Source organism: Pseudothioclava alba (genome assembly GCF_033100795.1).
Lineage (GTDB): Bacteria > Pseudomonadota > Alphaproteobacteria > Rhodobacterales > Rhodobacteraceae > Pseudothioclava.
On the sequence record NZ_JAWLVI010000001.1, the window covers coordinates 1,137,987 to 1,164,006 of the forward strand.

The following is a 26,020-nucleotide window of genomic DNA, read 5'->3' on the forward strand; positions in this document are numbered from 1 at the left end:
TCTACATCTGCGCGAACCTGTTCTGGAGACCAACGGATGAAACAGCATGTGCGGCCCCTGCCCGGTTATCTGATCGAACGCTATCAGGGCTGGAAAGCGACCACCTACACCGAGAACCGCGCCTGGTATCGCCGCCTTGCGGACGAAGGGCAGCGCCCCCGCGCGATGGTGATTTCGTGCTGCGACTCGCGCGTGCATGTGACGCGGTTCTTCGGCGCCGATCAGGGCGAGTTCTTCATCCACCGCAACATCGCGAACCTCGTGCCGCCCTTTAACCCCGATGGCGACCACCACGGGACGTCGGCGGCGGTTGAATACGCGGTCAAGAACCTCAAGATCGCGCATCTGATCGTGCTGGGGCATTCGAACTGCGGCGGCGTGACGGGCTGCTGCGCGATGTGCGAAGGCACCGACCCCGAACTTTCGGCACCCAACTCCTTCGTCGGCAGCTGGCTGAACATCCTGCGCCCGGGCTATGAGCGCGTGCGCGACCTGCCCGAGGAACAGCGCCAGAAGGCACTGGAGGAAGAGGCGGTCAAGGTCAGCCTTGAGAACCTGATGACCTTCCCCTTCATCAAAGAGGCGCTCGACGACGACCGGATGACGCTCCATGGGCTGCGCGTCGATATTGGCGAGGGGAACCTCTATCAATATGAGGCCGCACAAAACATCTTTTCGCCTGTCGGTCGCAGCACAGATTTACCATGATTTAATCCGACTCGGGCCACTCTGCCCTGATGGGACATGATGCTGACAGACTGGTGACGATGCGCCTGCCGCAAGTGCTGATCGACAAGATCGCAGCGCTGGCGCATGCGGGGGGAAAACCGCCCGCCGAGGTGATCCGGCAGACCCTGAGCGAGGGGCTGTCGCAGACGGTTGCAAAGCCGCCGCCGCACCTCGTCCGCAACCTGCTGTCAGAGGCGGGGTCTTGGCTGGACCTCCAGATCGCACTCAGGCGGAACGGCTTTGTGCTGCGTCTGCATGCAGAGGACCGGCTGGCGCTGCATAGCTGGCCACAGGACCGGTTCGTCCTTTGGCTGTCGGCGCTTGGCCCCGATTACGGCGACCTGTGCCTGCGGTTTCGCGCGCCCTTTCCGGGCGCGGTCTACCCCGGCACTGCCAAGGCTCGCTTCCATTCGCAGCGCGCGGGCTGACCTCAGCGCAAGACCTGATCGAGCGGCCATGTCATGACGGTTTCGCTGCGCACGGATTTGCTTGCGCCCGCAGGTAGCTCAAAGCGCCACGCGACAACCCCGCGCTTGTCATCGACATCGGTTTCACTGACCGGCGGCACCGCGCGGGTCTGAACCTCAAGGTCTTCCTGTTCGGAATAGGGGAGCCGGTCAATCAGGCGCACGGACCAATCCAGCGGCGTCATGTTTTCGACCACCATCTCGACCACCTCTTTGCGGGTATTCGATTTCGACAGAACGCCCGTGTCACCCTCCATCGTTTCGGGCATCAACCGCTTCAGCCGCAGCCCGTCGATCGCACCAAAACCCTGATGGATCGCGCCTTCGGTCGGCACCAGATCAAGATAGCTGCCACCTGCCAAGGCACCGTCCACATAAAGCTGCACCTCGCCCGGCAACAGCACCTCGCCGCTGGAGTTCTGTGCCTCGGCCACCAGAAAGGCCGTCTGGTCCCACAAGGGCGCGGCCTCGGCATAGACCTCGGCCTCCATCGCGATCGCGCCAAGGGAAAGCCGCAGCCCCTCGACCCCGTCGCGCAGATCGACCGGTGCGCCAAGGCGATAATTCACCTGCAAGCCGTCGAAACTGGCCTCCATCGCCTCGGCCAGAATTGGCTCGGGGGCAGCATCAGCCGCCATCCGCGCCGAGCCTGAAACCATCGGCTTGAACGCCTTTTCATCCGTCATCCAAACGCGGCGCGGCGGCACATCAGAGGGGTTGCTCCGCTCGGACGGGCGCGCGGTCGATAGCGTCAGGTCCACGCCCCGCCAATCCTCGCCCGATGCCTGCGAGACCGAGACATAGCGATCCAGCACCAGTTGCCCCTCCTCGCGCGCAAGACGCAGATCATAGGCGGGCGCCCAGGACGCCGCATCGGTATAGCTGGTCACCCGCAACACGCCCGTGCCTTCAAAGGTCACCTGAAGCAGATCATGATCCTGTGCCGGATGCTCCAGCGCCGCGAGCGTCTTTCGCGCAGCCTCAAGCGCCTCTTCGGCGGGCTTCAGCCCACGGGCGGCCTCATCCGCCTCGGCATCCGCCTGCAACGCCTCTTGCCGCGCGGCCAGCACCTCGTCCCCGATGGCGCGCGAGAACGCGCTCAGCGCATCGGCGGCAACGGCGCTGGTCGAGGCGCCTTTCAGAAACTCGATCCGGTCGTGCGCGGCATCGGCCCTGGTGCGGATCACCGCCACGCCTTGCTGCCCCTTGCGCAACGCGGCCTCAAGCCGATCCACTTCGGCGCGCGCGGCCTCGACCTCGGGGCGCAGGGTTTCTTCGGTCGCGGGCGGACGCTCGTCGATCAGTGTCACATTGCCAATCCTGATCCCCTCGCCCGCCACCCGCAGGCGCGACAGATCGGTGCCTTGGGGCAGGTCGGGAACTATCAGCTGATGCACGCCCGAAGGCGCCTCGACGCGCACCTCGCGCACCACCTGCGCGCCCCATGGAAACAGGGTCACGGCGGTCACGTTCGAGGGGGCTTCGATCACGTCGGCAAGAAGCGCCGCAGGGACGGAACTCAGCAAAAGGGCAAGGGTCAGGCTACGCATAACAGTCCTCCGAAAAACTGCCTGCAGACTTGAACCAATACCCCGAAAAAGCAAGAGGGCGCCGGATCACGGCGCCCTCACATTCAGGTCAGGTGATCGCGAGGATCAGCCTTTTTTCAGGCAACGCTTGCCCAGAGTTTCCGCGATCTGGACCGCGTTCAGCGCCGCGCCTTTGCGCAGGTTGTCCGACACGCACCACAGGTTGATACCGTTGTCGATGGTGCTGTCCTGACGGATGCGCGAGATGAAGGTCGCGTAATCGCCAACGCATTCCACCGGCGTCACATAGCCACCGGCCTCACGCTTATCAATCACCATGACGCCCGGTGCTTCACGCAGGATGTCGCGGGCTTCGGCCTCGTCGAGATGGTCCTCGAACTCGATGTTGATCGCTTCCGAGTGGCCAACGAATACCGGCACACGCACGCAAGTCGCGGTCAGCTTGATCGAGGGGTCCACGATCTTCTTGGTCTCTGCGACCATCTTCCATTCTTCCTTGGTCGAACCATCCTCAAGGAAGACGTCGATGTGCGGAATCACGTTGAAGGCGATCTGCTTGGGGTAGACGCTCGGCGCGACTTCCTGACCGGGGACGTAAAGACCCTTGGTCTGGTTCCACAGCTCGTCGATTGCCTCTTTGCCCGTGCCCGACACCGACTGGTAGGTCGAGACGACAACACGCTTGATGCGCGCGCGGTCATGCAGGGGTTTGAGCGCCACAACCATCTGCGCGGTCGAGCAGTTGGGGTTCGCGATGATATATTTGTTGGTGTAGCGATCCACCGCCTCGGGGTTCACTTCCGGCACGACCAGCGGGATTTCCGGGTCGTAGCGATAGAGCGACGAGTTGTCGATCACGACGCATTTCTGCGATGCTGCGATGGGCGCGTATTTCTTGGTCGCATCCGAGCCGATTGCAAAGAAGGCGATGTCGTAGCCCGAGAAATCGAAGCCCTCAATATCCTTGCAAGTCAGGGTCTTGTCGCCATAGCTGACCTCGGTGCCAAGGCTCCGGCGCGAAGCCAGAGCGACAACCTCATCCGCAGGAAACTGGCGCTCGGCCAGAATATTCAGCATTTCGCGACCCACATTCCCCGTGGCGCCAGCGACGACGACTTTATAGCCCATCAGGCCCTCCTTGCTCAAAAGAACAAGCGCCTTTAGCGCTTTGTGTGCCGATTTAAAAGGGATTCTTTACGCTTCACGCACGAATGATGCGGCTGTCGCCCGAAATCAACGCCCGCACGAAAGAAGCTTCGGCGGCAAAGTCATGCGGAACCTTATCCGCCGTGCGCCGCCCCGACAGCGAAAGCGAGGCGAAAAAGTCGAACCCGAAAAGGGTTAGCCGCGACAGGCGGGACCGCGACAGCAGTGCGATCATCATCGCCCCCGTCGTCGGCTGGGCGCCAAGCTCCGCTTTCATCGCGCGGTAATCGGCCAGCGGATGCAGGTAAAACCCTTCGCTCGAGGCGGTTTCCCAATCCAGCCGCTTGCGCTTATGGCTCATCCACAGATAGCGCGCCGCCCCGATCCTCTGGCGGTCATCCGCAGGTAGCGAGGTCGCCAGCGCCAGCCAGTCGGTGCGGGCGCCGTGGCTTTGCGGCGATGGCATCGGCGCGCGGTTGATGCGGATCACCAAGTCATGCCCGTCAATTGCCGCCCCGTGCGTTGTCTCGACCAGCGCGCGCGCATTGCCAACCAGCGCAACGGATTTCTCCTCCAGCGCGGCCAGTAACCGCTCTTGCGGCACCGACAGCCCCATCAACGCCACCTCGCGCCGCAATGTCCGGTTCAGAAGGAACTCAAATCGGGTCATGGGCCTGTTCTAACGGGTTGCGTCAGGGTTGTCGCGGCTGAACAGATAGATCGAAAGACCAATCACCAGCGGCACAAGGAAGAACAGGAACAGCCCGCTATAAGCCTCGGTCGGTGTGCCGGTCTCCGAGGCGCGTTCGAACACCCCGCGCGAGCCGAACTGCATCAGCGCCACCCCGAGGATCGAGAACATATTGAGCATCGTCACACCCCGCCCCGTCAGATGCGGCGGGATGAACGCGCGCCCATGCGCCATAAGCACCGGGAAGGTCTGCCCCAACAGCCCGACCATCGCCAAAAGAAGCGCCGCCTGCATCAACCCCGCATCGGGTTGCAGCCACAACAGCACAAGCCCGATCGCCAGCCCCGTATTGCCGACAATCGCCACCCGCCGGTGCGAGCCGAACAGGCGGTCCGCCGGACCATACATGAAATTGCCAAGCGTCATGGCGATCCCCATCGCCAGCGTCACTGTGCCGATCCGCGCGGCATCAGCCCCGAAGACATCCGCCAGATACGGCCCTGCCCAGAGGCCGCGAATGCCCGCCGAGGCCGAATAGTTGATCATCATCAGCGGCAGCATGAGCCACAGTCCGCGGATTTTCAGCACATCCAGAATCGAGCCGGATTTGCCCGAAGGCGCCTGGACTCGCTCGGGGTCGCGCACAAACAGGAAAACCCCGGCCGAGACCAGCAGCGTGACCCCAGCCAGCGCCCAAAGCGTTTCGCGCCAGCCAAAGGCCTCGACCGAGGCCGCCAGGGGCGTCGCGCCCAACAGGTTTCCAAGGCTGCCCACCCCGATGATCGAGGCCGCCAGCGTGCCGAACAGCGCGGGTCGAAAGCTGCGCGCAAAGATGAAATAAGCCCCCATCAGCACCGGCGAGCAGCCAATCCCGATCAGCGCCATCGCGATTTGCACATCCACCGGACCCGAGGCCATCGCGAACATCGCCGCCCCGCCACCGCCGCCGACCGCCAGCAAAACGCCCGAGGTCCGGCGCGGCCCGATCCGGTCCAGCGCCTCTCCGACCGGAATTTGCATCAGCGCAAAGGTCACATACCAAAGCCCAAGCGCCAGCGCGAGGTCGCCCGCCGTGGCTCCCAGCTCCTCTTTCAGAACCGGCGTCAGCACCGCCAGACATGCGCGATAGAACTGGCTGAGCATATATCCCAGCACGAAGAAGCCGATCGTCAGACGCATAATATCCCTCTTGGGGGTCCGCTATCCCCCTTCTGGCCGCCAAGCTGCCCAAACTTGCCGGACAGCGCAAGGGGAGTTCGGCTTGCAAGCCGCGTGCGCGCGCGACAGGATAGCCGAAACGAAAGGATGATCCCGATGGACCTCACGCGTCTGATGCTGCGGCTTTATTTCGGCGAGCTGATGCTCGGGCCGGGGAAGGCTGCGCTTTTGGAGGCGATTGCGTCCGAAGGCTCGATCTCGGCGGCGGGGCGTAAGATGGGGATGAGCTATAAACGCGCCTGGCAACTGGTCGAGGCGATGAACGCGGGGTTTCGCGAGCCTCTGGTCGAAAGCGCGCGGGGTGGCGCGAAAGGGGGCGGCGCGCATCTGACGCCCACGGGACACGAGGTTCTGGCCGCTTACCGCAACCTCGAAGCGACCGTCCTTGAGGCCGGAGCCGAGGACATTGCGCGGATCAAGGCGCTGCTTGCAGCGCAATAGAAAGCGCGCGGGAGTTGCCGCCCGCGCGCCATGAATTTTCCGAAATCAGGCGTCGATTGTCGCCGCTTTGGGGGCCGATCCGGCAATATCAATCCGGCGGGGCTTGAGCGCCTCGGGCACTTCGCGCACCAGATCGACATGAAGCATCCCGTCAACATGGCTGGCGCCGGTGACTTTCAGGTGATCGTCCAGCGCAAAGCGGCGCTCGAACGCGCGGGTCGCGATGCCTCGATGCAGATAGGTTTTCTCGGGTTCGCCCTCGGCTTTGCGGCCGGTCACGATCAGCGCGCCTTCACGCAGCTCAACACCCAGTTCCTCATCCGAGAACCCCGCCACCGCGATCGAAATCCGGTAGGCGTTTTCATCAAGTTTCTCGATGTTATAGGGTGGATAGGTCGGCTGTGGCACATCGGCCGACAGCACACGGTCCATCATATCGGCCACACGGTCGAAGCCAACGGTTGCGCGGTAAAGCGGGGCAAGATCAAAAGTTCGCATTGTCATCCTCTCCAGAGCGATGTCGGTTGGCCCTCCCCTTATCGGGGCAGGGAAATCATCGCGGCCCGTCATGGCACCGCGACAAAACCGAGATGGGAAGGGAGGAGCGGCGTTTCAAGCCTAGTTGGCGCGGATAAACTTGGCGCCGCCCGAGCGGATCATCTGGCGCGCGTTATCGCCGGGGTTGCGCGCCTCAAGCGCCGCGCGCAGATCGGCGACGTGGTCGATCAACGTGCCAAGGGTCACATCCTTTTCGCGGAACTGCGCCTTGGCCGACACCACCGAGACGATTTCCGGATGCCCCGACGCAACCGAGAACACGGGCGAGCCGGACGCCCCGAAATCGGCGTTGCAATCCATCAGCACGACGCCACTGTTGCGCGAGATCACCTCGCAACGCTTTTGCAACGAGGGCGCCTCGGCACGGTCGTGCGAATAGGATACCACACCGACCTGATCGCCCGCTTTCGGTGCGTGCGACAGGGGGATCGGCACCAGTTGAGGCAGGCGGATCGGCTGCGCCAGCTGCACCAGCGCAATATCCCAGGCAACGCGATCAAAGCGGTCGGCTCCCTGATAGGCGTAATCGGGATGTGCCACAGCGCTGCGCACCTTGCGATAGGCGACCGCGCGCCCGTTACGCCAGCCCGCGCGGAACTCGATCTGGTCGGCTGTGAACATCTTGCCGGTCGCCGGATCGAACAGACAATGCGCCGCCGTCAGAACCAGATCGGGTTCAATCAGGGTTCCGGTGCAAAAGCTGCCCTTGCCAAGGTTCAGCCGCCCGACCGCCTCCCAGCCGCGCGTCGCATCGCCCGTCGAGAGGGTTTGCAGCGCGGATTGCGCACGCGCGCCGCCCCCGAAGCCAAGGGCGAGCACGAAAACAAGCAAGGCGAATACGCTGCGCATGAACCATCCGATAAAGCAATCCCGCCCCCGGCTCTAGCCTTGTCATGGGGCGAGAATATGGCGCGGCGGATTATTTCCCTGCGGCGGCCAGCGCTGGCGGCTTTGGCCCGCCCGTCGCCCAGTCCAGCAATTCGACCGTATGGACGATCGGCACCTCGGTCCCCGAGCCGATCTGCACCATACAGCCGATGTTCCCCGCCGCGATCAGATCGGGCGCCTTGGCCTCAAGTGTGCGGACCTTGCGCGCCTTAAGATCGGCAGAAATCTCGGGCTGGAGCAGATTATACGTCCCCGCCGAGCCACAGCACAGATGGCTGTCAGCAGGTTCCACCACCTCGAAGCCAACCTTCTTTAGCAGATCTTTCGGCGCGGTCTTGACCTTCTGCCCGTGTTGCAGCGAACAGGCCGCGTGATAGGCAACGCGCAGCCCCTTTGGCGCGCCTTCGGGCAGGCCGATCTGCGCCAGAAACTCGGTCACATCCCTGGCCAGCCCGGCCACTTTCGCGGCCTCCCCAGCCAAGGGGCGGTCCTGAAACATATAGCCGTAATCCTTGACCGTCGTGCCGCAGCCCGAGGTGTTGATGATGATCGCATCCAGATCGCCTTCGGACAGATAGGCGCGGATGTTGTTTTCCGCCTGCGCATGGGCCTCGGTTTCGCGGCCCATGTGATGCGTCATCGCCCCGCAGCAGCCCAGCTTGCGCGGGATCACCACATCACAGCCAAGGCGGCGCAACAGGCGGATCGTCGCGTCATTAATGTCGGTATTGAGCGCGCGCTGCGCACAGCCGATTTGCAACGCCACGCGGTATTTGCGCGGGCCAATCGCGGGGAAGGTCTGGGCGTCATCGTTGCGCGACACCGGCGGAAGGGTCTTTTGCGCCATCGCCACCATCGCGCGCAACCGCGGATCGGGCAGCAGCCCCGCAAAGGGCCGCGCGATCCTGGCCCCCAGCATCGCCAGCCGGAACCGCCCCGGATAAGGCACGATCTTGGCCAGCGTCCAGCGCAGCAGGCGGTCCATCAGCGGACGTTTGTAGGTCTTTTCGACATGAACCCGCGCGTGGTCGATCAGATGCATGTAATGCACGCCCGACGGGCAGGTCGTCATGCAGGCCAGACAGCTGAGACAACGGTCGATATGCTTGACGGTGCGCGCATCCGCCGGGCGGCCGCTTTCCAGCATCTCCTTGATCAGATAGATCCGCCCGCGCGGGCTGTCCAGCTCGTCTCCAAGCACCTGATAGGACGGACAGGTCGCGGTGCAAAACCCGCAATGCACGCAAGAGCGCAAGATCTGGTTGGCGCGCTCGATCCCCGGATCGGCCAGTTGTTCGGGCGTAAAATAGGTCTGCATCAGCCCATCCTTCCGGGGTTCAGAATGCCGCGCGGATCAAAGCGCGCGCGCAGGGCGCGGGTCAGTGTGGCAACGGGTGCGGGTTCGGGCTCGAACGCAGGCGACTGCCCGCGCAAGCAGGTCGCGTGACCGGTGTAGGGGGCCGCTCTGGCGCGCAGGTCGGTGCCTTCTGGCACCAGCGCCCAGATCAGGCCACCGCCCCAGTCCAGCATGACCTCGCCGCCGATCCGGCGCAGGATGTCGGGCGCCTCGGAGGGTTTGACCGAGAGCCGCCACAGATCGCCCGACTTGCCCTCGAACGGCACCAGATCGCGCAAGCAACGCCAAAGCTCGGCGGATCTGTGGGTTTCGATCCGCGCAGGGCCGAAAACCGCCAGCAAGTCACGCAGACGTTCCGCCCGATAGGCAACCGATTGTGCCAGCCCCTCGATGCGCACAATCGCGCCAATCCCGGGCAACCAGCCCGCACCCGACACATCGAAGGGCGACCCAAGCGCGGCCGACAGCGCAGGCTGCGCCGCCTCGGCGGACAGGTCCAGAACGATGGTCGCCTGCGCCACCGCGGCGGGGAGCAGCTTGAACGACACCTCGCTAAGCACCCCCAAAGTGCCCCAGCTTCCCGCCATCAGCTTGGCCAGATCATAGCCGGTCACGTTTTTCATCACGCGCCCGCCGTTCTTGACAGTCTCGCCCGCGCCATCGACAAATCGCACCCCGATCAGACTATCGCGGCAAGCACCCGCCTGCACACGGCGCGGCCCCGAGACATTCGCCGCCACGACACCCCCGATGGTGCTTTCGCCCGAGGCACCCAGAACCGTCCCCCACCGTGCGGGTTCGAACGGCAGGCGCTGGCCTTGAGCGGCGATGACCTCTTCGATTTCAGAAAGTGGCGTGCCCGCCCCCGCAACCAGCGTGAGAGCACCCGGTTCATAAAGCGTAATGCCGGAAATCCCGACCTCAAGGCGCGCCCCAGCACCCTGCCCCACCGGCCGCGTGCCGCCCCCCACAATCGCGAGCGGCCCTTGCGCGCTGCGGATCGCTTCGGCCAATTGCTGTTCGGTCTCAATTCTCATGACATCGGTCTCGCGGTTAGATCAGGCTTCGCGCCGCGGCGCGCTGACAGACAGGGGAAACACCTTGGCCGGATTCAACAACCAGCGCGGATCGAACACGTCTTTCACCCGCATCTGCGCTTCAAGGTCGACAGCGGCGAATTGCACGGTCATCAGATCGCGCTTCTCGATACCGACACCGTGCTCGCCGGTCAGGCAGCCGCCCATTTCGACGCAAAGCGTCAGGATCGCAGCGCCCAGTTCTTCGCATTTTTCCTGATCGCCGGGCTTGTTGGCATTATACAGGATCAGCGGATGCATATTGCCGTCGCCCGCGTGAAACACGTTGGCCACATCCAGACCAAACTCGCGCGACAGTTCCCCGATGCGGCGCAGCACCTCGGGCAAGGACGACACGGGGATCGTGCCATCAAGGCACATGTAATCGTTGATCTGCCCCATCGCGCCAAAGGCCGATTTGCGACCCAGCCAGATGCGGCCCGCCTCATCGGCGTCACGCGCCTCGCGGAATTCCACCGGATCGTGGCGCATCGCGATTTCGCGCACGAGGCCAAGTTGCTCGTCGATCTCGGCCTCGGAGCCTTCGCATTCGACGATCAGCAGCGCCTCGCAATCGGGGTAGCCCGCATGGCAAAACGCCTCGGTCGCCACGATACAGGGGCGGTCCATAAACTCGATCGCGACCGGCAGAACGCCCGCCTTGATGATGTCGGCCACGCAGGCGCCCGCCACCTCGTTCGAGTTGAACCCGATCAGCACGGGGCGCGCGCCTTCGGGCTTGGGCAGGATGCGCAGGCAAGCCTCGGTCACGATGCCAAGCTGCCCTTCCGAGCCGCAGACAACGCCCAGCAAATCCAGCCCGCCCGCATCGCTATAAGGCCCGCCGATTTCGACCACCTCGCCCGCCATCGTGACCAGCGTCACCCCCAGCAGGTTATTCGTCGTCACGCCGTATTTCAGGCAATGCGCGCCACCCGAATTCATCGCGATATTGCCCGAGATCGCACAGGCAAGCTGCGACGAGGGATCGGGCGCATAGAACCAGCCGTCCGCCTCGACCGCGCCAGTGACCGACAGGTTGGTGCGCCCTGCCTCGACACGGATAAAGCGGTTCTCGTAATCGGTCTCCAGCACGGCGTTCATCCGCGCAAGCCCGACCACCACCGAATCTTCGGTCGGCATCGAGCCACCCGCCAGCGATGTCCCCGCCCCACGCGGCACCACCGGCACGCGTTCTTCGAAACAGACCTTCAGCGCGGCGGCGACCTCGTCGGTCGTGCGCGGCAGCACCACAGCCAAAGGCGGGCAGCGATAGGCCGAGAGCGCATCACATTCATAGGCGCGTGTTTCCGCCGGATCATCAATCACCGCATCATCGGGCAGCACCGCGCGCAACCGCGCGACGATCTGGTCCTTGCGCGACAAAACAAGCGCGCTGGCTTTGGGCATCTCCATGCGACCACCTCCCGTTTGGTAAGAAAATATAACCAATAATCCCATCTGGCAAGCATTCATCTGATTGGCTAATCTGGCGCCATGACAAACCTTCTGATCGGCCCGTTCAACCTGTATGACCTTGCAGCCCTTGGGCTTCTGGTGCTGTGCTGGCTCGGCATCGGCTGGACGACCGAGCACCCGCCCGCCAACCGCCCCTCGGTCGGCGTGTTGATGGAGGGCTACCGGCGCGAATGGATGCGCCAGCTTGTCACCCGCCAGCCGCGCATCTTTGATTCGGCCATGATGGACGGGCTGCGGCAATCGACGACCTTCTTCGCCTCGACCGCGCTGATTGCCATCGGCGGCGGGCTGGCGCTGATCGGCAACCCCGAGCGCCTGTCCGATCTGGCCAATGAATTCGCCCTCGATCAGGGGCCGAATGTGCTGTGGGAGGCGCGGATTCTGACGGCGGTGCTGTTTGGGGCCAATGCGTTTTTGAAATTCGTCTGGTCCCACCGGCTGTTTTCTTATGCCGCAATTGCGATGGCGGCAGTGCCCAACGACATCACCGACCCGCTGGCCTATCCGCGCGCGGATCAGGCAGCGCGGCTTGCGATCAATGCCGCCAAAAGCTTTAACCGCGGGCTACGCTCGGTCTATTTCGCGCTGGCCTCACTGGCGTGGCTTCTGGGGCCGGCGGCACTGGCAGCGGCGGCGCTGTTCACCACGGTGATGCTGTGGCGGCGCGAGTTCGCCTCGACCGCACGACAGGCGTTGCTGGAAAACCCGCCAAGCTAGGCGCGCGACCGCGGGCTGCGCCCTTCGATGAGCCACGCCCCCAGAACAAACGCGCCGACCAGCACCAGCCACGCCCATGCAGGCATCAGCGGCTTGACCCGCAGATCCACCGTCGCCTCGGCCCCGCGCCGCGTGAGGCCAATCCAACCCCGCCCCGCACTCGCGCGTCCCTCACGCACAAACCGGATTTGCGGCACACCGTCCTCAAGCCGCGTCACCCCGCCATTCGAGGCCGCGATAGCCGCACTCAAGGGTTCCGCGCTGGCGATGGTGTTTTCGAACTCGCGCGGTGCGGCAGGGCCAAGCGCAACAACACGCTCCAGATCGGCATCGGCAAAGCGGTAAAGCCCCGCCGAGGGCGCACTCCAGCGCGCGGTAAAACGGCCCGGTGCGTCCTCGGCCAGGGGCACTTCCCACCTCTGCCCCTCCGGCCCCGTGATCGTCAAAGGCGCGGCGGTTTCGGCCATCGTGCGGCGTGTAAGCGTCAGCGTCAGACTGCCGGGTTCGACCGCCGCATACAGCGCCTCTTCCTCAAGCTCCGGCTCTTTCATCGCCCAATGCGCGATGCGGCGCAGCAGTTCCAGTTGCGGCCCACCGCCCTCGAACCCCCGATCCCAAAGCCAAGCCTGATCAGACGCCAAAAGCGCCACGCGCCCCTCGCCCGCCCGCGACAGGACCAAAAGCGGGTTGCCCTCAGCGCCCTCCATCACGACCTCTCCGGTGGGGTTGGTCAATTCGATCTGGCGCAGCCAGCGGCCCCAATGGGATGCGCCCTCGGGGGCGTCTTGCCCGGCAGGGGGTGGCGCGCCCTCAAGCCCCGCCGTCACCGGATGGCGCAGGCCAAGCGCGGTCGGACGCGGCAAGAACCCTTGCGACAACACCCGCCCCGTCGGGCGCGCTGGCATGATTTCCTCAAGCGCGGTCTGATAAAGACTTTCAACGGTGGCAAACTCGGGACCAGCCGAAATCAGCACCGCCCCCCCGCGTTCGATATAGGCGCGGATATTGGCGAAATAGGCGGCAGGCAGGATGCCCCGCGCGCCATAGCGATCAAAGATCAAGAGGTCGAATTCGTCGATCTTCTCGATGAACAATTCCTGCGTCGGAAAGGCGATCAGCGACAGCTCCGAGACCGGCGTTCCATCCTGCTTTTCGGGCGGGCGCAGAATGGTGAAATGCACAAGGTCAACCGCCGCATCCGACTTCAGAAGGTTGCGCCATGTGCGCTCGCCCGCGTGCGGCTCGCCCGAGACCAGCAGAACCCGCAGCCGGTCGCGCACCCCGTTGATCTGCACCACCGCCTCATTGTTGCGCGTGGTCAGTTCGCCTTCCACGGGCGCAAGCGCGAACTGCACCACATTCTGCCCGCCGTGGGAGAGCGTCAGCGGCAGCTCCAGATCCTGCCCGACGCGCACGTCATAGCTCGACGGTTCGCCCCCATCTATCGCGATGCTGATCTGCGCGGTGGTCCCAAGCGTGGCAGGCACCGCGCCCATATCCTCGACCCGCAGGCGGATCGCGGTTTCCTCGCCGATAATCCCGAAGGCGGGGGCCGTCTGGATCAGCAAGCGACGGTCCCAGTCTTGCGCGCGCCCCGTCAGCAAAAGCTGCAAGGGCGCGGGCAGATCGGGCATCAGGCCCGCGTCATGCGCCTGCCCGTCCGAGACGACCAATACCCCTGCGACGCGCGCACGAGGCTCGGCGGCGAGCGCCCCGGAAAGCGCAGCCCCTATTTCCGTGCCTGCGTTTTCGGCGCCATCCGGCACGGTGATCTTGCGAAACTCGACATTCGGCAGGCGGGCAAGCTGCGCCTCCAGCCCCTTGATCGCCGCATCGGACTGAGTGCCTCGGTCAGACAGGGATTGCGAGGCCGTCCGGTCGTCGAGCAGCAGAACAATATCCGACAGGGCTTCGGTTTCCTCGCGTTGCAGAGCGGGCTGCGCCATCGCCCCAAGCAAGGCCAGCGCCGCCAGCGCGCGCAAGGGCCAGCCGCGTTGCCCGCGCCAGACCGACAGGGCCAAAACCACCGCCGCCAGCCCCGCCAGCGCCAGCAGAACCGCCATCGGCACCAGCGGCGCAAAGATCACCGACAGCCCGCTCATTGCCCCAGCCTTTCCAAAAGCGCAGGCACATGGACCTGATCGGATTTGTAGTTCCCCGTCAGCACATGCATCACCAGATTGACCCCAAAGCGGAGCGCAATCTCGCGCTGACGCTCGCCCGTCAGGCCGCGCCCCACGGGGAACATCGGCAGCCCCTGCGCATCCTGCGCCCAGGCTGCGGCCCAGTCATTGCCGCCGATCACAACGGGCGTCACCCCGTCATTGAGGTTGCGAAACGGCATCCCCTCGGCAAGCTCGGCATCCGGCGGCGCGGCCTCGACCCAGATCGGGCCGGAATAACGCCCCGGAAACTCTTGCAGCAGATAGAAGGCGCGCGTCAGCACATGGTCCGCCGGGATCGGGTCCAGAGGCGGAATATCCAAAGGCGCCGCCAACGCCTGCAAGCGCCGCCCTGTCGCCGTAGCCTCGCCAAAGCCCGCCAGATCGGCGTCGCGCGTGTCAAACAGGATCATGCCGCCGCCGCGCAAATAACGGTTGAGCTTCAGATAGGCACGCGCCGAGGGAGCGGGCTGATCCTCGGTTACAGGCCAGTAAATCAGCGAAAACAGCGCCAGATCGTCGGTCTCCAGATCGAGCGTCATCGGCTTTGCCGGTTCAACCGCTGTCCGGCGACTGACCGTGCTCGACAACCCGCGAAGCCCGGCTTCAGCGATGCGATCCACCTCGGCATTACCCGTCGCCACATGGGCCAGCACGACATCCGAGGCCGCCGCTATGGCACGGGCTTCCTCCATCCCGTCGGCCTGCGCGCGATCCGTGCCAAAGCCCGCCAGCATCAGGGCCAACGCCGCAACACCCGTCGCGCGTCGCATCACAAGCTGCCCCGACAGCATCAGCGTCGCCAATGCATCCAGCAGCAGAACGCCCAATGCCGCCGCCAGAAGCGCCCCTTTCAACGGCATCTGACGCGGAGCCTCATTACCCTCAAGCGGAACACTCGCAGGCCAGAGCGCAGGCGCTAAACTGCGATCCCGCGCTAAAGCATTAAGCGCAATCACCCGCTCGTCAGAGGCATAAAGACCGGGCGGCAGGTCCGGCCCCGGCAGTGCGCCGGCCAGATCCTCGCCCGCGACACCGGCGGCTTTTTCCGCGCCCTCCAGCCGCCCGAAAGCGTCGATCAACTGCTGCGGAACCCAGGTCGTGCCCGCCATGTCACTCGTCTCGGCAGGGCCGGAGCGGGTCGAAATTGCCAGCCGCTCCAGCATCGCGGGGAACAGCCCCGACAGCGGCAGCGAGGACCACTCGGCATTCGCGCTTACATGAAAAAACACCAGGTCTCCCGCCCCAAAGGCCGCGCGCGTCACAAGCGGCGTGCCATCGGCAAGCGCGGCGATCGTGCGCTCGGCCAGTTCCGGAGAAGGCTCGGCCATCACCTGCATCGCCACCGTCACATCTTCGGGCGCGGCCAGCCCCGCAAAGGGTGATCCTTCGGGGAAAGGCGCCAGCGCGCGCGGGCTTTCCCAACTCATCGTGCCGCCGACCGAGCGCCCGCCCACGCGCAAACGCACTGGCAGAAGATCGTCGTCCTGCGTCGTGCCTGCCGCCATCCGCGGCCCCGCAAACCGCACCAGAAGCCCGCCCTCCTCGACCCATTCAGCAAGGCGGTCAGGGTCGGCCAACTCACTGACATCGGCCAGAATAATTACATCCGGCTTGGCCAGAAGCACGTCTTCCAGCGACGCCTCGATCAGATCGGAGCTTGGGCGCAGGGCTTCGCGCAGGTAGTGAAGCGGCGAGAGCAACTCCAGCCCCTCGCGCGGAGGGCCACCCGCAACCAACGCCACCTTGCGCCGCTTTACCGCATCGTCGGTCAGGCTAACGGCCCCAGCCGAGCGCTGGCCGGAAATCTCGAACCGCGTGATCCGGTTGCGCAACTCTGGCGGCAAGTCGAAACGGGCCTCAGCCCGCGTGCCGCCATCAAAGGCGACCGCCATCCGCGCCAGTTCGCGTTCAAGGCCCGTCGGGTCCAGACCGATTGCGACCACCTCCGGAGGGGCCAGAGGCGCGCGCGTCGCCAGAACCGGCAGGGCCAGAGCGCCCTCGCGGATAACCGGCGCCCCAAGCGCCAGAACGGGCGCGGCGGGTTGCCAGACGCTGACCGCGCCGCGCCCTTGCAAGGCCGCCAGAAGCGCCGCGCGCGAAGGGCGCTCCATCCCGTCAGACAGCCACAGGGTGTCAAAACGCCCCTCCGGCAAAAGCGCGAGGTCGGTGGCATCCGGCTCCCACGGGCGCGGGGAAAGCCCCTTCACCTGCTGACGCAGATCGGCGGGATCACCGAATTTCATCTGCACGGCAGGCGGCGCGCTAAGCCGCACAAACGCCACCGGACGGCCCGCGTTTTGCGCCTCAACCAAAGCCTGTTCCATCCGGTCTTGCCGCCGCGGCCAGTCGCGCGCCGAGGCCCAGCTGGCATCCGCCACAATCAGCAACGGCCCTTCACCTGCCGCGCGAACCTCGGGGTTCAGAACCGGCCCCGCAAAGCCGATGATCGCCGCCGCCAGCGCCAGCATCCGCAGCGCCAACAGCCACCAGGGCGTGCGCTCGGCCTGCGCATCCTCGTCGCGCAGCCCCAAAAGCAGAACGACACCGGGAAACCGCCGCCGCACCGGCGCGGGCGGCACGGCGCGCAGCAAAAACCACAGGATCGGCAGGCCGATCAGCCCCAGCATAAGCCACGGCGCGGTAAATCCAATGGGACCGAGCATCCACATCAGGCGCCCCTCCCCAAAGCGGCATGGAGCCACAATAGCGCGCCCTGCGCGGGCGAGCCGGTGTGATGCGTCGAAAACTGCCACCCCGCCGTTTGCGCCAGATGCGCCAAAGCCTCGCGCCGTGCCGCCAGACGGTCCAGATAGCGCGCGCGAAGATCCGCCGCCTTGCGCGTTTCATGGCGTAGCGTGCCGCCGACGGATTCGAAAATGGTGCGGCCCTGAAACGGGAAATCCTCTTCTTCGGGGGCCAGCACCTGAAGCATAACGCCCTGCACACCGCGATCCGCCAATGCGCCCACTGACGCGCGCAGATGATCCAGATCACCGAAGAAATCCGACAGGAACACCGCACGCGATTGCGCTGAAATCCCCGCCACTTCGGGCGCGCCCAACTCGGCCTCGCTCGAAGCGCCAGCCAGAACCTGCGCAATCGTCAAAAGCTGCGCCCGCCCCGGACGCGGCGGCGCAAGCGGGCCGGACAGGCCCACGCGCTCGCCCCCGCGGGTCATCAGAACCGCCAGCGCCAGTGCCAGAAGCCGCGCGCGCTCCGCCTTGGTCGGTCCGTTGCCATCACCCGCAAACTGCATCGAGGCCGCATCATCAGCCCAAAGATACACCGATTGCGCCAGTTGCCACTCGCGTTCGCGGGTATATTGCGCATCCGAGCGCGCCGAGCGGCGCCAGTCGATAAACCGCGCGTCTTCGCCGTGCTGGACGGGGCGGTATTGCCAGAACTCCTCGCCCACGCCCACGCGGCGGCGGCCATGCGCGCCAAGCTGAACGGTCGCGGCCAGTTGCTCGGCCGCCACCAGCAATGGCGGCAAGACCGAAGCCTGCGCCTCGGCCGCGCGGCGCAACTGAAGCGCAGCGCCGCTATCAGGGCGTTGAGTCACGCAGCAACCTCGGCGCCCGAGACACCCAGCACCTCTTGCGAGATGCGCGCGATCACGCCAGCCAAGGTCTCGCCCCGCGCACGCGCCGCAAAGCCAAGCGCCATGCGGTGAACGAGAACCGGCCCAGCCATCGCGACAACATCCTCAAGGCTTGGCGCAAGCCGCCCGTGGATCAGCGCCCGCGCCCGCACCGTCAGCATCAGCGCTTGTGCTGCGCGCGGCCCCGGCCCCCAGGCCAGCGCGTCGCGCGCCAGATCAGAGCCGCCCTCCTCTCCCGGGCGGCAGGCCCGAACCAGATCGAGGATATGCTCGACGACCTTTTCGCCAACCGGCATCCGACGCACCAAAGCCTGCGCTGCAATCAGTTCGTCAGCGGCGAACACCTGATGCGCCTCGTCGGCCGTTGCGCCAGTGGTCGCCAGCAGGATTTGCCGCTCGGTCTCGCGGTCAGGATAATCGACATCGATCTGCACAAGGAAGCGGTCAAGCTGCGCCTCGGGCAGCGGGTAGGTGCCCTCTTGCTCGATCGGGTTTTGCGTCGCCAGCACATGGAACGGGCGGCCAAGGGGGCGATGCTCGCCCGCGATCGTCACCTCGCGCTCCTGCATGGCCTGCAACAGCGCCGACTGGGTGCGGGGGCTGGCACGGTTGATCTCGTCGGCCATCAGAAGCTGACAGAACACCGGCCCTTGCAAAAACCGGAACGCGCGACTGCCATCAGTGGCCGTTTCCAGCACCTCGGAGCCCAGAATATCGGCGGGCATCAGGTCGGGCGTGAACTGTATCCGGTTCGAGCCAAGCCCCATCACAGTGGACAGCGTATCGACCAGCATCGTCTTGCCAAGCCCCGGCAGGCCGACCAAAAGCCCGTGCCCGCCCGACAGCAAAGCGGCCAGAACCAGCTCGACCACGCGCTCTTGCCCGATGAACCGGCGGTTGATCGAATGGCGCGCCTTTTGCAGCTTGGCGCCCAGCGCTTCGATTTCATCAATCAATTCATCAGTATCAGCCATGACAAACTCCTCGGGGCGAACTATCTTTAGAAAACCAGATATTGACCGGCAAACAAACCGGAAAGACAGATGAGCGACAAGAAGCCCCCACAAAAGCCCGTGAAGGGACCGAATGCCGACGGCATCGCTGCCGCTGCCAGCAAGGCCGCGAAGAAGGGGCCGCCGCCCGTCCACCTGTGGAATCCGCCGTTTTGCGGCGATCTGGACATGGAGATTAAGCGCGACGGCACCTGGTTCTATTTGGGGACTCCGATCGGGCGCGAGGCGCTGGTGCGGCTGTTCGCCTCGGTGCTGAAGCTCGAAGACGGCAAGTTCTTCCTTGTGACCCCGGTCGAGAAGGTGGGCATCCGCGTCGAGGATGCGCCCTTTATTGCAGTGGATTGCGACATCTCGGGCAAGGGCGCCGAACAGGTGCTGCGTTTCACGACCAATGTCGGCGACGAGGTGACAGCCGGCCCCGATCATGCGATCCGCGTTATCCGGCTGGAGGATGACGAGCCGCAGCCCTATCTGCATGTGCGCCGCGGACTGGAAGCTAAAATCGACCGGAAAACCTTTTACCGGCTTGTAGACATCGCCCGCCCCGCAGCCCATGAGGGGCAGGACTGGCTCGGGCTGTGGTCGCGCGGGCAGTTTTTCCCGATTATCCCGATGGCGGAGCTGTAAGTGCCAAAATTCTGCGCGAATCTGTCGATGCTCTTTACCGAGTTGCCGTTCATGGACCGCTTTGCGGCTGCCAAGGCAGCGGGGTTTGACGCGGTCGAGGTGCTTTTCCCCTACGATTGCCCCGCGCAAGACATGCGCGACGCTCTGGTCTTCGAGGATCTGCAATTCGTTCTGATGAATGCACCGCCTCCGAATTACACCGGAGGCGAGCCGGGCTACGCCGCCATCCCCGCCAGCGCCGAGCGCTTCCGGCGCGATTTTGCGCGTGTGCTGCGCTATGCGGCCGTCCTGAAGCCTCTGCACATCCATATCATGACCGGAGAGACGAGCGGCCCCGAGGCGCGCGCCTGTTTCATCGAGAACCTGCAATGGGCCGCGGAAAAGGCGCCCAATATTTCGTTAACGATCGAACCGCTGAACAGTGGCGACTGGCCGGGGTATTATCTGAACGATTTTGATCTGGCAGCAGAGATCATCGACGCGGTCGGTGCGCCGAATGTGAACATGCAATTCGACGCCTATCACGCGCAAAAAATCACCGGAGACGCGATGGCGGTCTGGCGTGCGCATGGCGAGCGCGCGGTTCATGTGCAAATCGCGCAAACACCCGAGCGGTCAGAACCAACCGGCGGACCAATCGACTATCCGGCGTTTTTCGCTATGCTCGACGCGCAGGGCTATGACGGGTTCGTCAGCGCGGAATACCGCCCCGCAGGCGAAACGCGCGAAGGTCTGGGCTGGTTGCCGCGCGGCTAGCAGCCCCCCGCCCGATCTGCGCACCCGAAGCTGCGGGTCTCGGGCTCAAGGGTCACATGGATCAGACCGAACTCGGCCTCCAGCATATGCTTGGCCTGCGCAATCACATCGCGGAAATCCGCGCCCTCGGCCAGCACCAGATGCGCCTCCAGCGAGCTGCGCTTTTCGTCGATCTGCCACAGATGCAGGTGATGCACGGCCTCGACGCCGTCAAGCGCGACCAAGTGTTCCGCGATCTCGGGGCTGTCTTGCGGGCTTGGCGCGCCCAGCATCAGGATGCGCAAAACGGGCCGGATGTCGTGCGCCACATGCCACAGGATAAACAGCGAAATCCCGATGGTCAGCAGCGGGTCCACCAGCCGCCAGTCATAGAGCAGGATCACCACGCCGCCAAAGATCACCGCCACAGACGCCCCCGCATCGGCAAGGTTGTGCAAGAAGGCTGCGCGGATATTCACGCTTTGCTTTGACAGGCTGAAGGTCAGCGCCGCCGTGCCAAGGTCGATCACCAGCGCCAAAGCCGCAAGCCAGATAACGATCCAGCCCTCGACACCGGGCGGGTCAATCAACCGCCCTGCCGCCTCGGCCATCAGCCAAAGGGCGACAATCACCAGCGAGACATAGTTGATCAGCGCTGCCACCACCTCGGCACGCGCCCAGCCAAAGCTCATCGCGCTGTCAGCGCCGCGCCGCGCCAGACGCCGCGCGCCAAACGCCAGCACAAGCGCCGCTGCATCCGAGAAATTATGCACCCCGTCCGCGATCAGCGCGACAGACCCCGCCACAAGCCCACCCGCGATCTGCGCCACCGTCAGGCCGACGTTGATCGCCACCGCCCAAGCGACCCGCCGGTCGCCGGAATGTGCATCCAGCCCGTGATGGTGCCCGCCGTGCCCGTGGTGATGGTCGTGCGGCATATCGGCCTCAGCGCATCAGAAGCATCGGGCCTAGCGGGCGGCCGGCCAGAATATGCAGGTGGAAATGCGGCACTTCCTGCACTCCATCCTCGCCTGCGTTGGTGATCGCGCGGAAGCCGTTGCCGCCATTTCCGGGCTCCGCCCCGATCATCGCGCAGACCTTGCCCACAGCGCGGGTGAAATCGACGATCTCGGCATCACTGGCCGCATTACAGAAATGATCGTAGCAAACATACGGCCCCTTCGGAATCACCAGCACATGATCGGGCGCCTTGGGCGAAATATCACCGAACGCCAGCGTATGATCGGTTTCCAGCACGGTATTGTTGGGAATTTCGCCGCGCAGGATTTTGGCAAAGATGTTCTGGTCGTCATAGGCATAGGCCATGGGAGCGCTCCTTAATCGACGAAGAGGTGGTCTGTCGTGGCGATTTCATATGCGATATCGGGATCGCAGCCAAGGAAGCGCGCGATCGGCATGGTATTCTGGTCGGCGCTGTCCTGTTCGCGCATCCGCATATAGGACGGAAAGCCCGCATCGCGCATCCGGTCGGATTCTAGCCGCAGATCATAGCGGATCGTCGGCAGAAGCCGGACCAGAACATCCTCGGGCGTACGCTCTCCCGCCAGCCCGACGCGCCGCGCGTGGCCGACAAGATACTCCTCGGAGAAATCGCACTCGATTTCCAGAATACGCACTTTGGCTTTGTCAGAGGTAAAATCCTCCAGAAGGTCGAAATTGCCGGGGTCGATACAGACCACAAGCCGCTCGGTCCGGTTATAGTCGAACAACATCCGCAGCAGCGCGCGCCGGTGGCGGTGGCGTTTCTCCAGCGTCGATTCGATCCCGCCCAGATGCGGCAAGCCGCCCTCTTCGTTGAAGATATACTCGGCCACCGGAATATCGGTGCGCTGGCGGACCTGATCGACGAACCGCTTGGCAACGTGCCACTTCTTGCACACGACGATCATCAGCGTGTTCTCGCGCCCGAGGCTGGCTTCGGTCTCCCAGAAGCGCGGCGCGAACCGCCGCCCGATCCGCCCGCGCCCCGAGAGAAACTTGAACAGCGAGCGCCCCTCGTTCGAGATCGGGAAATGCACGCCGCTCTGCCCCCACAGCTCTCCCAGACGGGTTTTCAGGTCCGAGGCTTCGGCGCTGATTTTCCGCGCGAACAGGAAATCCTGCGACAAAAGCAGGTCGTAGTGGTCGTTATAGAACGTCACCGGCATACCGTAATCGGTGAACATCAGGAAGGTCAGCGTGCGGGTGCGGATCTCGTTTTCAGGCACCACATGGCGCACGATGGTCTGGAAAAACGTCTCGTCGGGGATCCAGGTCGTGCGGAAAAACCGCATCACATCGGGGCGGTTCTTACAAAAATCGAGCACCCATTCGATGGTGCGCCGCCGCAGACACCACCACTGCGAGCCTATCATCATCTCGATGTCGTCTGGCACAGCGCGCGTGATCCCCAGACGCCGTTGGAGCTCATAGGCGAAATAGAACCGCCGTTTCTGCGTGCGTTCATTGAACCAATGGCGATAGATCAGCCGCTCTTCCTTGAAGCCGGTCTTGATCCAGTCGGATTTGAAATAGTCAAAGCTCTCGATGTAATCGACGCTCTCGGCATCCAGAAACTGATGCGCGAATTCCGCCGTCTTGATCTGCATACAGTCGCCCGAAAGCATGTAGAAATGTGTCGCATCCGGAAACGCGCCCACCGCGGCCTTCACCGCTTCAAGCGTCGCTTCGACCAGAGACCACTCCCCCCAGCCGCATTTCACCCGTTTCTTGGCGAAGACCACGCCCGGATTGCCCCCAAGAGCCGTTTGCAGGCGTGCAAAATCCGACGGTTTCGCACGCGCATCGAAATGGATCGACACATAGTCGCCCATCGCCGTCAGGCGCAGCGCCTGCTGGATCAACCCCTCGGGGTCTTTATGCGTGAGCATTATGAAGGCGATTTTTGCCATCTTGGAAACAGCCTGCCCTTATTCCTACCTGACCCTTGGCATGTTTAGCTTTAATAACCGTTGAAAAGTAAGCATTTCTTTGCTCTTTAGGGGATTATTGTTTCCTAAGTATGGTTTGCGCAACAAAAGTTGCGTTCTGGAGGTAAGAAAATATGGGTTTTCCTGGCACCTGGATGACCGAAAGCGAAAGCATGGTCTACCGTGTCGTTCCCAAATGTGCCTGCTCGTCCATCGGGCAGATCATGTATTATTCCGATCATGGCACGTTTTTTGACGGCGACATTCACGACGCAACCGGCGGGCTGCACAAATGGTCGATCGAGGCAAGCCAGAAGCCGATCGAGGACAATGTGAAGGCGCATAAGTCCTATGCATTTACCTGCGTGCGCAACCCCTATGCGCGCATTCTGTCGTCGTTCTTCGACAAGATTTGCGGCATCCAGCGCAACGGCAAACGCTATCGCGGCAATCTTGTGCCGCAACTGATCCAGAAATACGGGATCGAGGTTGGCAGCCCCGAGGACGATTTCGACTTCGACCAGATCCAGTCATTCCGCCGCTTTCTGCTCTTCGCGCGCGACACCATCCGCTGGCGCCGCCCGATGGAGCCTGACATCCACTGGTCGGCCATGTCCGGCCATATCTCGACCTTCATCTGCAATGGCGGGCACTACGACCACATCTTCTTCACCGAGAAGTTCAACGAAGGGATGCAGGTCGTTCTGGACAACACCGAGACGCCGGTGAAGCTTGGCCTGGACGACGTGCCGCGCTTTAACGAATCCGAAGGGCACGGGCCAAAACGCGCGCATAAAGTGAGCGAGTATTTCGACGATCTCTCGCGCCATCTGGTCTGGGAAATCTACAAAAAGGATTTCCAGCTGTTCCACTATGATTTCGACGACCCGGACAACAAATATCCGATCGGTGAAGTGGACCTCGCCGAGGTGCACGCGAAACTCGGGAATTGATTAAGGGGGCGTCAGCCCCCTTTCTTATGCCAGACCCTTACGGGCGAACAGCTCCAGCACATCAACCTCGGGGCGCGCGCCGTAATGGCTGATGACCTCGGCTGCGGCGATCACGCCCATCTTGCCCGACACCTCAAGCGAGCATCCCGTCGCATAGCCATAGAGGAACCCGGCCGCAAACTGGTCGCCCGCGCCTGTCGCATCGACCGGCGTGATGCGGTGCACTGGCACCTCGACCCGCTCGCCTTCGCGGATCAGCACCACATCGTCGCCCGAGCGGGTGCAGACGATCATCCGGCACTCACCCGACGCCTGCTTAAGCGCGCTTTCCAGATCGGTCTGATACAGCGCCTCCCACTCGTGATTATTGCCGATCACATAATCCATCTCGTCGCGGATCAGGCGGCGGAAGCTGTCGCGGTGGCGGTCCACGCAGAACGGGTCCGAGAGCGAAATCCCCGCGCGACCGCCCGTGCGCCGCGTGCCCTGCGCCGCCTTCAGGAACGCAGCCTTGCCGTGATCCTTGTCGAACAGATAGCCCTCAAGATACAGCAGCTCGGTGCTTTCCACGACCTCAAGCGGCACATCCTCGGTCGAGACCTCGGCGGAAATGCCCAGATAGGTGTTCATCGAGCGCTCGCCATCGGGCGAGACAAAGATCATCGAACGCGAGGTCGGCAATTCGCCGCCCGCGACCGGCGGGTTCGGAAAATCGGTGCCCTCGGCCTCCAGCGAGGCCTGAAAGAACCGTCCCAAAGCATCGTCGCGCACCCGCCCGATATAGGCCGTGCGCAGCCCAAGATTGCCAAGCCCCGCCAGTGTATTCCCGACCGAGCCACCCGGCGCCTGCGTGCGATCGCGCATCGCGGCATACAGCTCTTCGGCGCGGTCCCGCTCGATCAACTGCATGATGCCCTTTTCGATGCCATTCGCGGCCAGAAACGCATCGTCGCACTGGCTGATCACATCGACAATCGCATTGCCGATGCCCACGACCTGATAGTTTTTCACTGGGTTTTCTCCTCGAACAGGCACAGATCCCGGATCGGGCAGGCTCCACATTTCGGTTTGCGCGCAACGCAAAGGTAACGGCCGTGCAAAATCAGCCAATGATGCGCATGGCGCTGGTATTCGACCGGCACGTTATCTTCGATGGCGCGCTCGACCGCCTCGACATCCTTGCCAGGGCAGATGCCCGTGCGATTTCCAACACGGAAGATATGGGTATCGACCGCTTGCGCCGGATGCCCCCACCAGATGCTTAGCACCACATTCGCGGTTTTGCGCCCGACGCCCGGCAATCCGGTCAGCGCAGCGCGCGAGCTTGGCACCTCGCCGTTGTATTTCTCGACCAGTATCTGCGCGGTCTTGATGACATTCTTGGCCTTTTGCCGGAACAGGCCGATTGTCTTGATATGCTCGATCAGCCCCTCTTCGCCCAAGTCCAGCATCTTCTGCGGCGTGTCGGCAATCGGGAACAGCGCCCTGGTCGCCTTGTTCACGCCCACATCGGTCGCTTGCGCCGACAGGGCCACCGCCACCAAAAGCGTATAGGCGTTGGTGTGGTCCAGTTCGCCCTTGGGGCAAGGGTCGGCGGCCTCGAACCGCGCGAACACCTCTTTGAGCACCATATAATCAAGCTGTTTTGCCATCTACCCGCTATGCCCTCACCCGTTGCA

The 26,020-nt window shown here is 63.8% G+C and carries 25 protein-coding genes; 7 read left to right on the forward strand and 18 right to left on the reverse strand.

Going from position 1 to position 26,020, the window contains the following annotated elements:
* Positions 1 to 36: 36 nt before the first annotated feature.
* Together RYZ20_RS05585 and RYZ20_RS05590 are read left to right on the forward strand one after the other, a co-directional pair.
* A complete protein-coding gene (locus RYZ20_RS05585; protein ID WP_317671160.1) occupies positions 37 to 708 on the forward strand; it encodes a carbonic anhydrase in 672 nt (223 codons plus the stop codon).
* Positions 709 to 737: 29 nt separating this feature from the next.
* Positions 738 to 1,157, forward strand: a complete 420-nt coding sequence (locus RYZ20_RS05590) for a hypothetical protein (protein ID WP_317671162.1) — start codon at positions 738 to 740, stop codon at positions 1,155 to 1,157.
* Between the two features lie 2 nt (positions 1,158 to 1,159).
* Here the strand turns inward: RYZ20_RS05590 and RYZ20_RS05595 are convergent, their stop codons facing one another.
* The 4 genes from RYZ20_RS05595 to RYZ20_RS05610 form a co-directional block, all read right to left on the reverse strand.
* Positions 1,160 to 2,746 (reverse strand): DUF4139 domain-containing protein, encoded by a 1,587-nt coding sequence (locus RYZ20_RS05595; protein WP_317671164.1) that lies wholly within the window; start codon positions 2,744 to 2,746, stop codon positions 1,160 to 1,162.
* A gap of 105 nt (positions 2,747 to 2,851) precedes the next feature.
* Positions 2,852 to 3,874 (reverse strand): aspartate-semialdehyde dehydrogenase, encoded by a 1,023-nt coding sequence (locus RYZ20_RS05600; protein ID WP_317671166.1) that lies wholly within the window; start codon positions 3,872 to 3,874, stop codon positions 2,852 to 2,854.
* A 73-nt stretch (positions 3,875 to 3,947) separates the two neighbouring features.
* Entirely contained in the window at positions 3,948 to 4,562 is a 615-nt protein-coding gene (locus RYZ20_RS05605; RefSeq protein WP_317671168.1) for a glycosyltransferase family 29 protein, read from the reverse strand.
* A 9-nt stretch (positions 4,563 to 4,571) separates the two neighbouring features.
* Positions 4,572 to 5,762 carry an MFS transporter gene (locus tag RYZ20_RS05610; RefSeq protein ID WP_317671170.1) on the reverse strand — a complete coding sequence of 397 codons (1,191 nt, stop codon included), beginning with the start codon at positions 5,760 to 5,762 and terminating at the stop codon, positions 4,572 to 4,574.
* Positions 5,763 to 5,897: 135 nt separating this feature from the next.
* Between RYZ20_RS05610 and RYZ20_RS05615 the strand changes: the two genes are divergently transcribed.
* Complete coding sequence (locus RYZ20_RS05615) at positions 5,898 to 6,242, forward strand: winged helix-turn-helix domain-containing protein (protein ID WP_411572313.1); 345 nt, start codon at positions 5,898 to 5,900, stop codon at positions 6,240 to 6,242.
* 45 nt (positions 6,243 to 6,287) lie between these two features.
* On the opposite strand, the gene RYZ20_RS05620 is transcribed toward RYZ20_RS05615, so the two are convergent.
* The 5 genes from RYZ20_RS05620 to RYZ20_RS05640 all read right to left on the reverse strand — a co-directional run bounded on the left by RYZ20_RS05620 (position 6,288) and on the right by RYZ20_RS05640 (position 11,537).
* Positions 6,288 to 6,740: an Hsp20 family protein gene (locus RYZ20_RS05620; protein WP_317671174.1), complete on the reverse strand. Its 453-nt coding sequence runs from the start codon at positions 6,738 to 6,740 to the stop codon at positions 6,288 to 6,290.
* A gap of 120 nt (positions 6,741 to 6,860) precedes the next feature.
* The gene (locus RYZ20_RS05625; protein WP_317671176.1) at positions 6,861 to 7,649 is read right to left on the reverse strand and encodes a trypsin-like serine peptidase; all 789 of its coding nucleotides are present in this window, start codon (positions 7,647 to 7,649) and stop codon (positions 6,861 to 6,863) included.
* Positions 7,650 to 7,719: 70 nt separating this feature from the next.
* Entirely contained in the window at positions 7,720 to 9,006 is a 1,287-nt protein-coding gene (glcF, locus tag RYZ20_RS05630; protein ID WP_317671178.1) for a glycolate oxidase subunit GlcF, read from the reverse strand.
* A complete protein-coding gene (locus RYZ20_RS05635; RefSeq protein ID WP_317671180.1) occupies positions 9,006 to 10,082 on the reverse strand; it encodes an FAD-binding protein in 1,077 nt (358 codons plus the stop codon). The genes glcF and RYZ20_RS05635 overlap by 1 nt, the downstream gene beginning before the upstream one ends.
* Positions 10,083 to 10,103: 21 nt before the next feature.
* Entirely contained in the window at positions 10,104 to 11,537 is a 1,434-nt protein-coding gene (locus tag RYZ20_RS05640; RefSeq protein WP_317671182.1) for an FAD-linked oxidase C-terminal domain-containing protein, read from the reverse strand.
* Positions 11,538 to 11,618: 81 nt separating this feature from the next.
* Here RYZ20_RS05640 and RYZ20_RS05645 point away from each other — a divergent pair, with 81 nt between their 5' ends.
* Positions 11,619 to 12,317: a DUF599 domain-containing protein gene (locus tag RYZ20_RS05645; protein ID WP_317671184.1), complete on the forward strand. Its 699-nt coding sequence runs from the start codon at positions 11,619 to 11,621 to the stop codon at positions 12,315 to 12,317.
* Here RYZ20_RS05645 and RYZ20_RS05650 read toward each other — a convergent pair.
* Genes RYZ20_RS05650 through RYZ20_RS05665 form a run of 4 tightly spaced genes read right to left on the reverse strand, consistent with a single transcriptional unit; the run spans position 12,314 to position 19,057 of the window.
* Positions 12,314 to 14,419, reverse strand: coding sequence for a hypothetical protein (locus RYZ20_RS05650; protein WP_317671186.1), 2,106 nt, complete (start codon positions 14,417 to 14,419; stop codon positions 12,314 to 12,316). The genes RYZ20_RS05645 and RYZ20_RS05650 overlap by 4 nt on opposite strands.
* A complete protein-coding gene (locus tag RYZ20_RS05655; RefSeq protein WP_317671188.1) occupies positions 14,416 to 17,151 on the reverse strand; it encodes a DUF4159 domain-containing protein in 2,736 nt (911 codons plus the stop codon). Before RYZ20_RS05655 ends, RYZ20_RS05650 begins: the two co-directional genes overlap by 4 nt.
* Positions 17,151 to 18,044: a DUF58 domain-containing protein gene (locus tag RYZ20_RS05660; protein WP_411572314.1), complete on the reverse strand. Its 894-nt coding sequence runs from the start codon at positions 18,042 to 18,044 to the stop codon at positions 17,151 to 17,153. The genes RYZ20_RS05655 and RYZ20_RS05660 overlap by 1 nt, the downstream gene beginning before the upstream one ends.
* Entirely contained in the window at positions 18,041 to 19,057 is a 1,017-nt protein-coding gene (locus RYZ20_RS05665; protein WP_317671190.1) for an AAA family ATPase, read from the reverse strand. Before RYZ20_RS05665 ends, RYZ20_RS05660 begins: the two co-directional genes overlap by 4 nt.
* A gap of 69 nt (positions 19,058 to 19,126) precedes the next feature.
* On the opposite strand from RYZ20_RS05665, the gene RYZ20_RS05670 reads away from it, so the two are divergent.
* Positions 19,127 to 19,723 (forward strand): DUF1285 domain-containing protein, encoded by a 597-nt coding sequence (locus RYZ20_RS05670; protein ID WP_317671192.1) that lies wholly within the window; start codon positions 19,127 to 19,129, stop codon positions 19,721 to 19,723.
* A complete protein-coding gene (locus tag RYZ20_RS05675) occupies positions 19,724 to 20,479 on the forward strand; it encodes a hydroxypyruvate isomerase family protein (RefSeq protein WP_317671194.1) in 756 nt (251 codons plus the stop codon).
* Here RYZ20_RS05675 and RYZ20_RS05680 read toward each other — a convergent pair.
* From RYZ20_RS05680 to RYZ20_RS05690, 3 genes are read right to left on the reverse strand one after another with little or no spacing between them, the layout of a single operon-like run.
* A complete protein-coding gene (locus RYZ20_RS05680) occupies positions 20,476 to 21,396 on the reverse strand; it encodes a cation diffusion facilitator family transporter (RefSeq protein WP_317671196.1) in 921 nt (306 codons plus the stop codon). The two genes, RYZ20_RS05675 and RYZ20_RS05680, sit on opposite strands and share 4 nt — an antisense overlap.
* A gap of 7 nt (positions 21,397 to 21,403) precedes the next feature.
* On the reverse strand, positions 21,404 to 21,784 hold the full coding sequence (locus RYZ20_RS05685) for an HIT domain-containing protein (RefSeq protein ID WP_317671198.1): 381 nt from the start codon (positions 21,782 to 21,784) through the stop codon (positions 21,404 to 21,406).
* Positions 21,785 to 21,795: 11 nt separating this feature from the next.
* The gene (locus tag RYZ20_RS05690; RefSeq protein ID WP_317671200.1) at positions 21,796 to 23,370 is read right to left on the reverse strand and encodes a DUF5928 domain-containing protein; all 1,575 of its coding nucleotides are present in this window, start codon (positions 23,368 to 23,370) and stop codon (positions 21,796 to 21,798) included.
* Between the two features lie 152 nt (positions 23,371 to 23,522).
* Between RYZ20_RS05690 and RYZ20_RS05695 the strand changes: the two genes are divergently transcribed.
* Entirely contained in the window at positions 23,523 to 24,341 is an 819-nt protein-coding gene (locus RYZ20_RS05695) for a sulfotransferase family protein (protein ID WP_317671202.1), read from the forward strand.
* 24 nt (positions 24,342 to 24,365) lie between these two features.
* Here the strand turns inward: RYZ20_RS05695 and RYZ20_RS05700 are convergent, their stop codons facing one another.
* Positions 24,366 to 25,352 (reverse strand): adenosine kinase, encoded by a 987-nt coding sequence (locus tag RYZ20_RS05700; protein WP_317671204.1) that lies wholly within the window; start codon positions 25,350 to 25,352, stop codon positions 24,366 to 24,368.
* Positions 25,349 to 25,993, reverse strand: a complete 645-nt coding sequence (gene nth / locus RYZ20_RS05705) for an endonuclease III (RefSeq protein ID WP_317671206.1) — start codon at positions 25,991 to 25,993, stop codon at positions 25,349 to 25,351. Before nth ends, RYZ20_RS05700 begins: the two co-directional genes overlap by 4 nt.
* Between the last annotated feature and the right edge of the window lie 27 nt (positions 25,994 to 26,020).